General features: G+C 44.9%; 18 protein-coding genes. 8 read left to right on the top strand and 10 right to left on the bottom strand.

Annotated elements, in window-relative coordinates; all coding sequences use genetic code 11:
* Positions 1 to 74: 74 nt before the first annotated feature.
* Complete coding sequence (locus tag MKY84_RS04280) at positions 75 to 323, bottom strand: DUF1450 domain-containing protein (protein WP_342528011.1); 249 nt, start codon at positions 321 to 323, stop codon at positions 75 to 77.
* A 147-nt stretch (positions 324 to 470) separates the two neighbouring features.
* On the opposite strand from MKY84_RS04280, the gene MKY84_RS04275 reads away from it, so the two are divergent.
* On the top strand, positions 471 to 1,076 hold the full coding sequence (locus tag MKY84_RS04275) for an RsfA family transcriptional regulator (RefSeq protein ID WP_342528010.1): 606 nt from the start codon (positions 471 to 473) through the stop codon (positions 1,074 to 1,076).
* 732 nt (positions 1,077 to 1,808) lie between these two features.
* On the opposite strand, the gene MKY84_RS04270 is transcribed toward MKY84_RS04275, so the two are convergent.
* Together MKY84_RS04270 and pta are read right to left on the bottom strand one after the other, a co-directional pair.
* Entirely contained in the window at positions 1,809 to 2,639 is an 831-nt protein-coding gene (locus MKY84_RS04270) for a lipoate--protein ligase family protein (protein WP_342528009.1), read from the bottom strand.
* A 27-nt stretch (positions 2,640 to 2,666) separates the two neighbouring features.
* The gene (pta, locus tag MKY84_RS04265) at positions 2,667 to 3,614 is read right to left on the bottom strand and encodes a phosphate acetyltransferase (protein WP_342528006.1); all 948 of its coding nucleotides are present in this window, start codon (positions 3,612 to 3,614) and stop codon (positions 2,667 to 2,669) included.
* Between the two features lie 141 nt (positions 3,615 to 3,755).
* Here pta and hemQ point away from each other — a divergent pair, with 141 nt between their 5' ends.
* Positions 3,756 to 4,505, top strand: coding sequence for a hydrogen peroxide-dependent heme synthase (gene hemQ, locus MKY84_RS04260; RefSeq protein ID WP_342528004.1), 750 nt, complete (start codon positions 3,756 to 3,758; stop codon positions 4,503 to 4,505).
* 48 nt (positions 4,506 to 4,553) lie between these two features.
* On the opposite strand, the gene MKY84_RS04255 is transcribed toward hemQ, so the two are convergent.
* Genes MKY84_RS04255 through MKY84_RS04240 form a run of 4 tightly spaced genes read right to left on the bottom strand, consistent with a single transcriptional unit; the run spans position 4,554 to position 6,650 of the window.
* Positions 4,554 to 4,934, bottom strand: coding sequence for a DUF423 domain-containing protein (locus MKY84_RS04255; RefSeq protein WP_342528003.1), 381 nt, complete (start codon positions 4,932 to 4,934; stop codon positions 4,554 to 4,556).
* Between the two features lie 19 nt (positions 4,935 to 4,953).
* The gene (locus MKY84_RS04250) at positions 4,954 to 5,232 is read right to left on the bottom strand and encodes a YwdI family protein (protein ID WP_342528000.1); all 279 of its coding nucleotides are present in this window, start codon (positions 5,230 to 5,232) and stop codon (positions 4,954 to 4,956) included.
* A 37-nt stretch (positions 5,233 to 5,269) separates the two neighbouring features.
* Positions 5,270 to 5,917 (bottom strand): uracil-DNA glycosylase, encoded by a 648-nt coding sequence (locus MKY84_RS04245; protein ID WP_342527999.1) that lies wholly within the window; start codon positions 5,915 to 5,917, stop codon positions 5,270 to 5,272.
* 7 nt (positions 5,918 to 5,924) lie between these two features.
* Positions 5,925 to 6,650, bottom strand: a complete 726-nt coding sequence (locus MKY84_RS04240) for a DUF4230 domain-containing protein (protein WP_342527997.1) — start codon at positions 6,648 to 6,650, stop codon at positions 5,925 to 5,927.
* A gap of 97 nt (positions 6,651 to 6,747) precedes the next feature.
* On the opposite strand from MKY84_RS04240, the gene MKY84_RS04235 reads away from it, so the two are divergent.
* From MKY84_RS04235 to MKY84_RS04215, 5 genes are all read left to right on the top strand, one after another.
* Positions 6,748 to 7,008: a hypothetical protein gene (locus MKY84_RS04235; RefSeq protein ID WP_342527995.1), complete on the top strand. Its 261-nt coding sequence runs from the start codon at positions 6,748 to 6,750 to the stop codon at positions 7,006 to 7,008.
* An 89-nt stretch (positions 7,009 to 7,097) separates the two neighbouring features.
* On the top strand, positions 7,098 to 7,931 hold the full coding sequence (gene thiD / locus MKY84_RS04230; RefSeq protein ID WP_342527994.1) for a bifunctional hydroxymethylpyrimidine kinase/phosphomethylpyrimidine kinase: 834 nt from the start codon (positions 7,098 to 7,100) through the stop codon (positions 7,929 to 7,931).
* 59 nt (positions 7,932 to 7,990) lie between these two features.
* On the top strand, positions 7,991 to 8,341 hold the full coding sequence (locus MKY84_RS04225) for a YojF family protein (protein ID WP_342527991.1): 351 nt from the start codon (positions 7,991 to 7,993) through the stop codon (positions 8,339 to 8,341).
* Positions 8,342 to 8,353: 12 nt separating this feature from the next.
* Complete coding sequence (bshB2, locus tag MKY84_RS04220) at positions 8,354 to 9,043, top strand: bacillithiol biosynthesis deacetylase BshB2 (RefSeq protein ID WP_342527989.1); 690 nt, start codon at positions 8,354 to 8,356, stop codon at positions 9,041 to 9,043.
* Positions 9,044 to 9,705: 662 nt separating this feature from the next.
* Positions 9,706 to 11,052: a YjiH family protein gene (locus MKY84_RS04215; protein ID WP_342527987.1), complete on the top strand. Its 1,347-nt coding sequence runs from the start codon at positions 9,706 to 9,708 to the stop codon at positions 11,050 to 11,052.
* A gap of 40 nt (positions 11,053 to 11,092) precedes the next feature.
* On the opposite strand, the gene MKY84_RS04210 is transcribed toward MKY84_RS04215, so the two are convergent.
* Positions 11,093 to 12,046, bottom strand: coding sequence for an L-threonine 3-dehydrogenase (locus tag MKY84_RS04210; protein ID WP_342527985.1), 954 nt, complete (start codon positions 12,044 to 12,046; stop codon positions 11,093 to 11,095).
* 160 nt (positions 12,047 to 12,206) lie between these two features.
* Here MKY84_RS04210 and MKY84_RS04205 point away from each other — a divergent pair, with 160 nt between their 5' ends.
* A complete protein-coding gene (locus MKY84_RS04205) occupies positions 12,207 to 12,329 on the top strand; it encodes a hypothetical protein (RefSeq protein ID WP_342527983.1) in 123 nt (40 codons plus the stop codon).
* 173 nt (positions 12,330 to 12,502) lie between these two features.
* Here MKY84_RS04205 and MKY84_RS04200 read toward each other — a convergent pair whose 3' ends face one another.
* Positions 12,503 to 13,693 carry a glycine C-acetyltransferase gene (locus MKY84_RS04200; protein WP_342527981.1) on the bottom strand — a complete coding sequence of 397 codons (1,191 nt, stop codon included), beginning with the start codon at positions 13,691 to 13,693 and terminating at the stop codon, positions 12,503 to 12,505.
* Between the two features lie 48 nt (positions 13,694 to 13,741).
* Positions 13,742 to 14,392: a YitT family protein gene (locus MKY84_RS04195; protein ID WP_342527979.1), complete on the bottom strand. Its 651-nt coding sequence runs from the start codon at positions 14,390 to 14,392 to the stop codon at positions 13,742 to 13,744.
* Positions 14,393 to 14,402 lie beyond the last annotated feature (10 nt).

Raw genomic sequence — 14,402 nt, 5'->3', positions numbered from 1 at the left:
CTACTAATTCGTGAATAAGACTCAGAATTCCTTTAAAAATAAAAACAGCCTATGGAAACTTCTCCAACAGACTGTTAGGTGTTTGGCAACATTCCTTGTGACTCCAGCTTCGCGACCACTTTCTCCATTAGTTCTTCTTCCGATAAAGCAGCAACCGGACGATTGTTGACGAATGTGAACGTCTTCTTCCGACCAGGTCCACAGTAGGACTGGCATTCTTTTACTTCTATTTCAGCTTCGGGGTCGAGAGCTTTAAGTCTCGGAAGCAATGTTTTGACATCAACGGCATCACATTCGTTGCAAACACGAAAATGGTTTGCCATTAGCTCCACAACCTTTTTATCGTAGTGTTTAACTCGTTGTCATTGTAGCTTATGAAATTGTTTTCTAGCAAGCGAAATTTCTGTGAATAAAAGTCTTGAAATCTGCCTATGCTAGATACTAGAACACAAGAGAAAAGAGGGAAAAGAATGAGTAAACCACGTCAAGATGCTTGGCAAGAGGAAGCCGATCTTTTGTTAGCGGACATTGTACTCCGTCACATACGAGAAGGCAGTACTCAGTTGAACGCGTTTGAGGAAGCCGGCAACAAAATGAAACGGACGGCCGCGGCTTGTGGCTTTCGGTGGAATGCCGTAGTGCGCCATGAATTTGATGAGCAAGTAGCGGAAGCGAAAGAGGCTCGAAAGGAAAAGCTGAAACTACTAGGAAAAGCTTCTCGAGCAGCAAACCTGCGCGTATTAACACCTGGAGGCGAAGAAGATCACCGATCGTTTCCACTGAGCTCGTTGTCTCTTGATATTGTGATTGCCTACCTGGCTCGCCTACAGCGCAGTGAAGGCTCAAATTCTCGCGTCGAGCAACTGCACCAATTGACAACAAAACGAGCAGATGACCTTGAACAACGTCTACAACTCGCCGAGCACGAAAACCGCTTGCTGCGACAGGAACGAGAAGAGTTCATGGTCATGATGGACCGCGCTCGCCAATTGGTAGCTCTCGGTCAAGAACTCCCTGACCGTACACAATTTCAGATGGAAGCCAACGGGAACCTCGTAAGATTTGAGCAGATTTAGTACTAGATGTGGAAGGCGTTCGCCCAGAAATGCTTCGGGAATCAAGCGTGCGCATAGAGGCGCCTTTGCCTCTGTGTGTGCGATTGATTTTCGAATGTATTTCTAACGCCTGGAACTTGATTGCGTTAGATGTGGAAGGCGTTCGCCCAGAAATGCTTCGGGAATCAAGCGTGCGCATAGAGGCGCCTTTGCCTCTGTGTGTGCGATTGATTTTCGAATGTATTTCTAACGCCTGGAACTTGATTGCGTTAGATGTGGAAGGCGTTCGCCCAGAAATGCTTCGGGAATCAAGCGTGCGCATAGAGGCGCCTTTGCCTCTGTGTGTGCGATTGATTTTCGAATGTATTTCTAACGCCTGGAACTTGATTGCGTTAGATGTGGAAGGCGTTCGCCCAGAAATGCTTCGGGAATCAAGCGTGCGCATAGAGGCGCCTTTGCCTCTGTGTGTGCGATTGATTTTCGAATGTATTTCTAACGCCTGGAACTTGATTGCGTTAGATGTGGAAGGCGTTCGCCCAGAAATGCTTCGGGAATCAAGCGTTTCCAGAAAACCCCTTTTTGGTACCTGTGCGCTAAACTACTCTGACTATTCACTACAATTGAATAAAAATGAACAAAGAATCTTATCGTTTCAGTATTACTCCTTCGTTTATGCAAATTGTGTTGAATTGTTTGATGCACAGGTACCTAAAAAAAATCTACCAAAAAAGGGCAGCCGCGGCTGCCCTTTCTTTATACTTTCGTCAACATCTTCTGATTTCTCTCCACAACACGCGTTAAATACGACGTGTATAACTCCATTTCTTCTTGGGCGAGCGATTGAATCCGAACATTGTCAGCTACTTCCTGAATCACTTGGTAGCAACGAATGACCAAATCTTGTACGGTGAGCGGAAGTCCTGTTAGCTCCACTAAGGATGCCATAACGTCTGGCTTGATTTCTGGATAGCTGAACTTGGTCGGCTCCCCTTGCAAGGCGCGGTCATAAAACTCCCGAACCAATTCTGCACGGTCGCTGCCGCTTCCTCCTACACACAAATAGATTTGCACGGCGATCCCCTGTCTAATCCGGCGCTGTGAGATACCCGCGAACTTTTTGCCGCCAATGCTTAAATCATAATCCCCAGGACAATAGGAACCTACGATTTCGTAAGCTTCAATTTTCTCTTCCACTTCTGGAAGTAAGAGCTTTACAAAGTCGACCATCGCCTCATAGCCTGCTGGGATATCGATAGCTTCGCCATTTTCCGAAAACACGAGGGAAATATTTAAGACCTCTTCATCTAATACGACAGCTAGTCCACCAGAATTTCGGACGATTGGCGAAAAACCTTGCGTACGCAAATACTCCATACCGTCCTCCAGATAAGGTAAACGATGGTCTTGAATGCCGAGCACCACGGTTTGCCGATGCACCCAGGTTCTTAGTGTGGGAGGTGACAAGTTTTGGCCTACTGCATGGCAGAGGGTGTCATCTGCTGCAAATGATTCTAAAGCGGAACGGGATTGTGCGCTCAGCGACTCATCCCAAAATCGCCATAACGGGCGTTGTAATAGTTTCATTGGACAACTTCTTTCTTTTCCTTTGTTCTAGTGTAAACTTTGGGCTGCTGTTAAGTAACTAAGTTTGTATACGTCTTCAGCTGAACAGCCACGAGACAAATCATTGACCGGTTGGTTCAACCCTTGAAGTATTGGACCGATTGCTTCGAAACCTCCTAAACGCTCCGCGATTTTGTACCCGATGTTTCCAGCTTCTAGAGATGGAAAGACAAAGACATTCGCCTGACCTGCCACTATAGAATCTGGGGCTTTTTTCGATGCAATGGAGGGCACAAGGCTTGCATCAAACTGCAGCTCTCCATCGACAGCCAGTGTAGGGTTTTTCTCCTTCACAAGCTGGAGTGCCGCTGCCACTTTTTCGGTTTCAGGAGATACGGCTGAACCCTTCGTCGAGAAGGACAATAACGCAACTTTAGGATCGATGCCGAATGAAGTCGCTGTTTTCGCACTTTCGACTGCGATTTCTGCTAGATCTTCACTATCTGGAGCAATCGTAATGGCACAATCTGCAAAGACATAACGTGTTTCGTCTTTCACCATAATGAAAGCACCGCTTGTTTTTTTGATGCCTGGTTTCGTTTTAATAATTTGCAGTGCCGGTCTCACCGTATCTGCAGTTGTATGGGCTGCTCCACTAACAAGACCGTGAGCTTTACCAGTGTAAACTAGCAATGTTCCGAAATAGTTGACCTGTTGTAAAAGTTCACGAGCTTGTTGCTCTGTCGTTTTCCCTTTTCGGCGTTCTACAAAGGCTTCAACTAACTCATCTAGTGCTTCGTATGTTTCTGGATTAATCACTCGTACACCCTGCGCTTCTAATTCCGGCACGTCACCGATAACTATCGGCGTGATAATGCCTTCCTGCTGCAGACGAATCGCCGCCTCCTGAATACGCGGATCCGTTCCCTCTGGAAGAACGATTGATTGCTTATGTGAACGTAAAGTCTCTTTCACTTGGTCAATAAAATGCGTCATGTCAATTCCTCCCCACTCTTCTATAGCAAGAATACATGATTTTGCCACAGTTTGTCATGCCTTGTTATCGTTGCGATAGATAGCTTAGTCTCACATATGGTAAACTTGGATTGTTGACTAGAGTTAAAGGAGTGTTTAGATATGAACGAAGCAGCAATTACATTAGATGGCTGGTATGTGTTACATGATTTCCGCACGATGGATTGGTCTTCATGGAAACAACTTGCAGCCGAAGAGCGCCAAGCCGCTGTTGACGAGTTTCTTGCTTACCTAGAAGAGATGCAACAAGTGGATGACGCAAAAGAAGGCGCACATGCCTTTTATACAGTGGTTGGGCAAAAAGCTGATTTTATGTTGATGACGTTACGTCCAACAATGGATGAACTCAATTCACTGGAGAATCGTTTCAATAAATTGGCAATCGCTGAATTCACAGTTCCTGCCTATTCTTACGTCTCTGTAGTGGAGCTATCCAACTACTTAGCTGGAGAATCGACAGAAGATCCTTACCAAAACCCACATGTTCGTGCGCGTCTCTACCCAGAGCTACCACGTACACAGTATGTTTGTTTCTACCCGATGGACAAGCGCCGTCAAGGGGAAGACAACTGGTACATGCTTTCAATGGAAGATCGTAAAACGATGATGCGTAGCCACGGAATGATTGGTCGCGGGTATGCGGGCAAAGTGAAACAGATTATTTCAGGTTCTATCGGTTTTGACGATTTTGAATGGGGCGTTACATTATTTGCGGATGATGTGCTTCAATTCAAAAAGCTCGTTTATGAAATGCGTTTTGATGAAGTTAGTGCGCGTTACGGCGAATTCGGTTCATTCTTCGTAGGAACTTACTTAGATACCGACAAGCGCAAAGCTTTCTTTACGGTATAATACAAAAAATCCGGTTCTGCACAGGCAGAATCGGATTTTTTTAGTTACCTATATAGCAGATTTGACGACGGCTACGATTAATAAAACCCAGCCAACGAGGAACGCCACGCCACCAATTGGGGTGATAGCGCCTAAAATACCTACCCCACTTAAAGCTAGTGCGAACAAGCTTCCTGAGAAAATGATGATGCCGATCAAGATGGCATAACCGGCACCGTTTAAAGCACCGCTTGCTCCGAACAAGTTCGGATGCATAAGAATGGCAATCGCAATTAGTGCAAGCGCATGAAACATCTGGTATTGAACCGCTGTCTCCCAGATGGCCAAATAGCGTTCGCTAAGTCGTTCTTTTAAGGCATGTGCTCCAAATGCACCAAGTGCTACTGCTAAGAACCCATTGATGGCCCCTGCAATTAAAAATAACTTCACAATCCATTCCTTCTTTCTATTAAAAATCAAATAGTGAATCGCCGTTCGCATCGTCTTCTTTAAATCGTTCTCCACTGAGCGGGACGCTTGGAGGCGCTACCGGTGAAGAAGCAGGCGATGCTTCCGCATACGTCACGGGTGATGGTGCGGGCATGGTGTTCGCTGCGGTTGCTAAGCCAATGTCACAAAGAGCTCGAATAGCCGCAAAGCATTCACGTCTTTCTGCATCTGTCGTAGCGACCTGTAACCGCTGTGTGTAAGTTTGTAGTTGTGCTGCTACTTGTTGATAACTAATCATGTCGTTTGACTCCTTTTCCGGTATCATGCTACCGCAGTCATCGGCAAAAATCAATGGCTGGCTTGCCCCATTCTTCGAGTTGTTGATTAATTTGTGAGTAAGGTTTGCTTCCAAAAAATCCTCGAGAGGCACTCAGTGGACTGGGGTGGACGGATTCTAGGATTATATGTTTGTCCGTATCGATCAGTGCTTTTTTCGTTTGAGCAGGTCGTCCCCACAGCACGAAAATGACCGGTTCTTCTTTAGCAGACACTGCACGAATGATAGCATCGGTGAAATTTTCCCAGCCCCAGCCTTTGTGGGAATGGGCATTTCCTTGTTCCACTGTCAGGACTGTGTTTAAAAGCAATACGCCTTGTGCTGCCCAGCTTCGTAAATCTCCGGTATTCCGAGCGCACCCCAAATCTGCCTGCAACTCTTTGTACATGTTGCGAAGAGACGGAGGAAGCGGAGTGCCAGGCTGTACAGAAAAACTAAGTCCATGCGCTTGCCCTGGTCCATGATAAGGATCTTGCCCCAGTATCACTACACGAACATCTTCATAAGCCGTGTATTTCAATGCATTCAATACTTCATCCCAAGCCGGAAAAATGGTTTTCGTCTTGTACTCTTCTTCCAAGCGTTCTTTTAATAGAATGAAATACGGTGCTTCCCATTCATCTGCTAAGGCTTCTTTCCATTTCATGCGACTGTCACTCCTCGAATTCGATTGTCACGTCGTACTCAACTAGTTGGAACATATCTTGTAAGACTTTTTCGGCGTTTGTTTCGGCTAAAGCCAATAATCCACTTGAAGCAGCTTCCTCCTTCATTAATTCCTGCGCCTCAGCTGCAATTTCAAACGACTCCGCAGCATCTAATCCCTCTGCTAGCAGACCTGTATTAGAGAACACTTGAACTCGATCCATGAAAAGTGTTGGCTCCCCTAAAATCACTGGCTTTGGAATAGTAAATCGAGCTGTTTTAGTTTCTTCATCTAACTCAATATCTTGTTCAGAGATAGCTGACAAATCAATTCCTGCTTGAACTTGTCCCGGGAAGATAATTAAAATTTGACGTGTTGTACCTGGAATCTTTAAATCAAAAGGTAATGTTTTAAAATCTTCTTTTTGAATAACCGTTTTCAAATAACCCTCTGCTGTTACTAATTCTTCATTTTCTTGCAAACGTTCAACAAAAGCACTTTTACTTTCACTTGAAACTGATCCAATTAACGAGCCAAACTCAAACGTTCGTACAAAATTTATAGCTAGCAGTATGACTACAATTCCTATTAAAAGAGGAATCCACTTCGTAAGTTTAAAAGGTTTGCCGACACTTCGAGCCCTTCCTGGTGACTCTACATAAGTAGCTGCTTCTTCTCTCTTTAACTGTTCCAATTCCTTTTCAAGTTCTTTCATCCGCTTGTTGTTCGTCATTTGGTTCCCTCTTTCGACAGTTTCTTACAACTGTAACAGAAAGAATCTACTAGTAGCAATCGGAGACGCGTGATAGGATGACTTCAGAGGTGAATTTATGTCAGATTTACGATTTCGTGAAAAGCTTCGAGAGATTGAAAAAGCAGCTGCGACAGAAGATCATGTGCCGGAAAAAGCCAAGCAATTAGGGCTTCTATTCACTGCACTGTTTGTTTGTCTGCTTATTATAGGTATTTTCGTGCTGGCAATATTGTCTGCGTTTGGGAGAAGTTTTGTGACGTCTGGCGTACTTTTCGCGCTAGGCATCAGTATCGCTAGCGTGGCTTGGAATGTTTACCGAGCACCTAAGCTTCCATAATGGAAATCTAGCGAGAGTCTGCTACAATAAAACATAGAATTCAGAGCGGAACGGTTTGCCCTTCCGCCGTGGAAAATGGGGGAATTAACATGTCAATCAAGAAAACTCTTACAATTGCAGGTTCTGATACATCAGGTGGCGCAGGAATTCAAGCGGACTTGAAAGCCTTCCAAGAGCACGGAACATACGGTATGACTGCTTTAACAGTAGTGGTTACGATGGATCCTGATAATGGCTGGAGCCATGGTGTTTACTCCTTACCAACAGATGTACTGAAATCTCAAATTAAAACGGCTCTATCTACTGGTGTAGATGCTATCAAGACGGGAATGCTCAGCACAGAAGAAATTATTGAAATTGCTGGTAAGGCGATTCAAGAGGCTGGCGTTGCAAACGTAGTTATCGATCCTGTTATGGTTTGTAAAGGCGAGGACGAAGTATTGAACCCTGGTACTGTTGACGCTATGATTGAACATTTATTGCCACACGCAAAAGTTGTTACACCCAACTTGTTTGAAGCGGGTCAACTTTCTGGCCTTGGCGCATTAAAAACAATTGAAGACATGAAAGCGGCTGCTGAGAAGATTCACGAGTTGGGCGCTCAAAATGTCATCATTAAGGGCGGCAAACAATTAAAGCATGAAAAAGCAGTCGACTTGTTCTACAACGGTGACACGTTCACTCTTTTAGAAACAGAAAAAACACCAACAACTTATAACCACGGTGCTGGCTGTACGTTTGCAGCTTCCATCACAGCGAACTTAGCAAATGGTATGACGGTTGAAGATGCTGTATTTGAAGCAAAAGAATTTGTTTCAGCCGCTATTAAAAATGGCTGGAAGCTAAATGACTATGTGGGACCTGTTCTCCATGGTGCAAAGAGCATTCACGGCGCTCCAACAGTCACAACATCACAAATCTAGTTTTTACGGAGAGCCTGCCCCTCGCAGGCTTTTTCTATCCCATACGGAGGAGGTTCACAATGGAGACTGTTCAGATCGAAATATTGCAACAACACCTTGACCGCTTTGCGGGCGAGGACGTCTTCATCCATTTAGAAACTACAAACGGTGCCTATGCGAACCACTTCAATCAAGAAGTGTTTAATGCGGGTGCCTTCATCCGAAATGTTCAACTGCGTTATGAGTTGGCAAAAGTTGTAGGCGATGCCCCTCACCGAGTAGGTCTGAAGTTGCCGAATGGTTGGGTTTACGCGCAAGGAATCACACATTTTGAAATCGATGATCACGACCGCCTTTTGCTAGCCGGCCATGATTATAGCGGAAAGCTTGCGGTCGCTCTTCAGATCAGCCGCACGCCTTTTGCTTACTAAGGAGGAACTGTTATGACTTTACCGCATGAAGAAGCTGTTCTCGTCATCTTTCCTCATCCAGATGACGAAGCATTTGGTGTCTCTGGCACCATCTCTACCTATATCAAACAAGGCATACCGGTCACGTATGCATGCTTAACACTTGGCGAAATGGGCCGTAACTTAGGAAACCCGCCTTTTGCGACACGCGAATCGTTGCCACAAATCCGTAAAAAAGAGCTGCAGGCGTCTGCTGATGCTATGGGCTTGCAAGATCTACGGATGATGGGTCTTCGTGACAAGACGCTTGAATTTGAAGATGACACAAAAATGATTACTCTGGTTCAAGACTTGATTGATGACGTGAAGCCATCTCTTATCATCACATTCTATCCCGATTATTCCGTACACCCTGATCACGAAGCAACTGCTCGCGCTGTTTCACGTGCTGTGTATCGCCTTCCAAAAGAACAACGTCCGACGATTTATGCCGTCGCTTTTTCGAATGACACGAAAGACGATTTAGGTGAGCCAGATGTGATTCATGACATTACCGATGCTCGTGACAACAAAATGGGCGCCATGAGAGCCCACATTTCTCAAACAGCTTGGATGCTGGAAGAAATGGAGAAGCGTCTTGCAGAAGGTGAGCCAGAAGCTGAAAACTGGCTGCATTTTGAACGCTTTTACCTCTATGATGTTGAAACAAGTCGTTATCAATAACTAATTGGATGCGGTTGGGACAAAATAAATCAGCAAGTTCTCTAGGTTGAATTCCAGAGAATTTGCTGATTTTTCATGTATTTCGAGTTCCGTTCCGGGGCTGCGTTCCGCGGGCGCGCTGTGTTTATAACTCAATAGAATCGAGTTGCGAACGTCAGAAAGACGCTCCAAAAGCAGTCGCACCAACCGAGGCCAAGAGCGCCTCACTTGGCACGCCTGATTTTCTCGGACTTTCTAGCGTGACGTTCTCCACATCTAAGAGGGGTCTCACATTCCGACTTTTGATCCCACTGGAGTCAACCCCTACACTCCACTCAACTTTCTAACTAATGAGCTCTATTATTATGTTTTGTCCCAGCCTCTTCTTTTTATTTTTTCTGATTAATTTAGAGTGACTTGTATTGCCAAATACTTTATGCATAATTTTCGAATATTCATACAACATTATGCAAATTATTCTGCGAAGGCTGTATATAAATTGAATAGAGCGAATAAACAAAATAGTTCTATTTTACTAACTTAAATCGCTAAACTGGCTAAATCACCTTCAAAACAAGCGTTTTTTCGCCTGCTTTACAAAATCTTACATCGACAAGTGTAAGCGCTTTTCGTATGATAAGTTCACGGTTTCGCCGTAGTTAATTACATAAAGGAGACTCCCTATGAAAAAGAAATTTTCTCTTTCCACATGGTTACTGTTTTTAATTCCTTCCATCGTGGGTGTAGTATTATTCATGATTCCACTTCCAGATGGAGACACGATGCGCGTGCCTATCGCTTCGTTTGCTAATGTGCTCTCTGGTTGGTTAGCCCCATTCATTCAATGGATTGCACTTGCCACTGTTGCGATTGCAGCAATCGGTTCACTGCTTTTCATGGCTCGCCCTAAGGATGATTCATTTGCATCGGGTCTATTCAAAGTCACGCCGTTTTGGCTAGTCGTGCGTCTTGTCGCCCTTGTTTATGCCATTATGATCATTTTCCAAATCGGCCCTGAGCCTGTTTGGAACGAATACACAGGTGGACTATTATTAGAACCTAATGAAGGATTGGTGTCATTCCTATTCACCATCTTCCTCTTTGCAGGTCTTTTATTACCACTGCTCTTGAACTTCGGTTTACTTGAATTCTTTGGAGCGCTACTGGTTAAAGTGATGCGTCCTTTATTCGGACTTCCGGGGCGTTCAGCAGTCGATGCTGTCACTTCTTGGGTAGGTGATGGAACAATTGGTGTATTATTGACGGCACGCCAATACGAAGAAGGTTTCTACACGAAGAAAGAAGCGGCTATCATCGGAACGACTTTCTCTGTCGTGTCAATCACATTCAGTATCGTCGTTATTGAAGAAGTCGGTTTAGGCTCTTACTTCTTACCGTTCTATGCAACCGTCGTTTTTGCAGGAATTGTTCTTGCCCTGATTATGCCTCGCATTTACCCACTTCGTGGGAAACCCGAGACGTATAAAGATGACACACCGCTTGACTTGACTCGTGAGGAGCTTCCTGCTCATCATTCGGTCGTTTCTTATGGTCTTGAGAACGCTTTGAAAAAAGCGGACGCTAACCGTTCTGTCTCAAAGTTCTTTAAAGACGGATTGAAAACCGTAGCGGATATGTATATCGGCGTGGCACCAGTCGTACTAGCTTTTGGTACTACTGCCCTAATGCTCGCTGAATTCACACCTATCTTTACGATTTTAGGAAAACCTTTTGAACCGCTGTTGATGCTTGCTGGACTTCCAGAGGCTTCTGAAGCTGCTGCAACGATCGTTGTTGGATTTGCAGATATGTTCTTACCGGCAATTTTAGGAGCGAGTATCGAATCAGAAATGACTCGTTTCTTCATTGCTACTATGTCGGTTACTCAGTTAATCTACATGTCTGAAGTCGGTGGGCTATTACTTGGCTCGAAGATTCCAGTTAACTTTAAAGACTTACTAGTTATTTTCTTACTGCGTACGTTGATTGCTTTCCCGATCATCGCTGTCGTTGCTCATATTTTGTTCTAACACAAAGAGGCTCCTCAAAAATGAGGAGCCCCTTTTTTAGTTAAACGAGTTGTTGTTTTGCACGTAGTTGCTTAAGCATGTCGCGTGTCATCGCATCTAGGTCGAACTGCGCTTTAAAGCCCCATTCGTCACGAGCTGCCGTTGCATCAATAGAATCAGGCCAGCTATTCGCAATCGCTTGGCGAACCGGGTCTACTTCGTAGTTCAATGTAAAGTCTGGAAGTTCCTTGCGAATCGAAGCTGCCAACATTTCCGGATCAAAGCTCATCGCCGTTACGTTGAACGCATTCCGGTGCAGCAATTTAGTAGGGTCAGCTTCCATCAGATCAACGATTGCTTGCAGGGCATCTGGCATATACATCATGTCCATGAATGTGCCTTTGTCGATGTAAGAAGTGTAAGTCCCTTCCTCTAACGCTTTATAGTAAATGTCTACTGCGTAGTCTGTTGTCCCGCCACCTGGCAAAGTCGCATACGAAATCAACCCTGGGAAACGAACGCCGCGTGTATCCACACCGAACTTTTGGAAGTAGTAATCACAAAGAAGTTCCCCGGATACTTTATTGACGCCGTACATAGTTGTTGGACGTTGCAAAGTGTCTTGTGGTGTATTCACTTTAGGTGTCGAAGGACCGAATGCGCCGATAGAACTTGGCGTGAAGAATTGCATGCCCTCTTCACGAGCCACTTCAAGTGCATTGACAAGGCCACCCATGTTGATGTTCCAAGCAAGCAATGGTTTCGCTTCAGCTGTAGCCGAAAGAAGTGCCGCCATATGCATCATTGTGTCCGCACCAAAGTCCTTCGCAATGCGGTGCATTTCTTCTGCGTTCGTTACATCTAAAATTTCAAAAGGCCCTTCTTCCACGATTGGGCTCTCAATTCGACGAATGTCTGTAGCAAGTACATTGTCGGTGCCATACTCTTTGCGAAGCTTGGTGATAAGCTCTGAGCCGATTTGACCAAGGGCTCCGGTAATCATGATTTTCTTCATGGTTTTCGCTCCTCATTTACAGTTGTATTTTTGGAAAGTACATTATAGTAGTATAAGACGTTGATATACGTATGTTTTTACACTAGCTATTATAATATGTTCTTTTCAGAGATACAATACTAAGATGTGACGAACGCATTGACTTTAGCACACTACCAAGTTGATTAGTACATTAACTTGGCTGATTGTGACGTTAGCGGCTTCCATTAGTACATTAACTCGCTCCTTTATGACGTTAGCTGTCGCCATTATGACGTTGCTGATATTATGGAAACTAATTTAGAGCCTAAACCCTAATATTTCTCAAGATGTTTCTAGCAAGGGCTTGGGTCGCTTGGGGTTTATCCACTCAGTCGTTTTATGAAAACTAATTCCACTCCCCCCTCTATCTCATAAGCACAAAAACCCCGCGCCTGAGAGATACATCTCTCCAAGCGCAGGGTTTCAAATACGTATTTAGTTAATCACGCCAAGCTCTTTGCCGACCTTCTCGTAAATTACCAAAGCGTCGTCGAGCATTTGTTTCGTGTGAGCAGCTGTTGGCATATTGCGCACGCGGCCAGTACCTTTTGGAACAGTTGGGAAGACGATTGATTTTGCATACACGCCTTCTTCAGCCAAACGTTTCGAGAATTGTTGAGTCAGCTTCTCGTCTCCAATGATGGTTGGAGTGATTGGTGTTTCTGAGTGACCGATGTCAAAGCCAAGTTTTTCAAGGCCCGCTTTCAAGTAGTTCCCATTGTCCCACAGCTTGTCATGAAGTTCAGTCGAGTCAATTAGCATTTGAATAGCTGCTGTGATGGCTGCAACGTCCCCTGGTGGAAGAGCTGTAGAGAACAAGAATGGACGTGAGCGTACTTTCAACCAGTCAATCAGTTGTTTTGAACCGGCTACGTAACCACCGACGACACCGATTGCTTTTGATAACGTCCCGATTTGGAAGTCGATCTCTTTTTCAAGACCGAAATGCTTCACAGTCCCTTTTCCTTTACCCATAACGCCTGATCCGTGTGCGTCATCCACATAAGTGATAAGGTCGAATTCGCGTGCGATTTCCACGATTTCAGGAAGTTTTGCAAGATCGCCGTCCATTGAGAACACGCCATCTGTGATAACCATGATTTTGTTGTAAAGACCTGACTCTTTCGCAGCCTTTGCTTTTGCACGAAGATCGTCCATATCGTTGTGATTGTAAGCAATGATTTTCGCGCGAGACAGACGGCAACCATCGATGATGGAAGCGTGGTTCAATTGATCCGATAAAATCGCATCGTTTTTGTCCATCACACCCGAGATAGCGGCCATGTTGCAGTTAAAACCAGATTGATAAGAGATGGCTGCTTCTGTGCCTTTGAACTCAGCCAGCTTCTCTTCTAGCTTCACGTGAAGGTCAAGTGTTCCGTTGATTGTACGAACAGCACCTGCTCCTACGCCGTATTTATCTGTCGCTTCTTTTGCGATGCGTTTTAACTCATCGTTTGTCGCAAGCCCTAAGTAGTTGTTAGAGGACAAGTTGATTAATTCTTTTCCGCCGATTGTGATGATGGCGCCGTTAGGACCTTCAACCGGATCGATCTCGTTGTAAAGACCTTGCTCTTTTAGTTCATTTAAATTTTTCTCTAAAAAGGTATCAAGTGATTTTGACATGTTTTTCTTCCTTTCCTGACTGGAATTAAACGATTCACTAGTAGTGTATCATTTAATGCTCGGTTTTGCCTTTACCTTCACATCGAAGTCTTCTCCAGAAAGCTTCTCGATGAGCTTTTCAACAGCCGGCAACGTGTAGTGGACAAGTTGACCCAGTCCAAAAGCAATCAACAGTGTCCCCACTCCAAGAGGCCCGCCAAGTAGCCATCCTAGAAAGGCAACACCCATCTCCATAGAGGTCCTGACCGTCTTCACCTTGGCCCCTGTCTTTTCGACAAGCATCATCATAATCGAGTCGCGAGGACCAGCTCCGACACGTGCAGCGACGTATGTACCAGCTCCAATACCCATCACAATAATTCCGATAACAAATACCACCGTTTGTACCACGATAGACTCTGGATCAGGAAGCAACCAGTTGTAGACATCAATGAATGCGCCGATCAGCAAGATGTTCAGCCATGTCCCGAGAAGCGGGAACCGTTTTTCAATGAAGCCGACAATCAAGATGAGCAGGAACCCCACAAGTATCGACCATGTGCCAATCGTCAACCCTAACAATTGGAACAACGCGACGTGCAACACCTCCCACGGTCCGATTCCTAAATAATTCCCTTTAATCGTCAGTGTTATACCTAGCGCCATCAACAAGAGGCCAATTATATAGACACTCCAGCGCACGACGTAATTCTTTTTCACACATACCCCT

This window comes from Chryseomicrobium sp. FSL W7-1435 (genome assembly GCF_038595005.1).
GTDB lineage: Bacteria > Bacillota > Bacilli > Bacillales_A > Planococcaceae > Chryseomicrobium.
The sequence above is the reverse complement of the archived record's forward strand: the minus strand, read 5'-3'. Positions and strand labels throughout refer to the sequence as shown.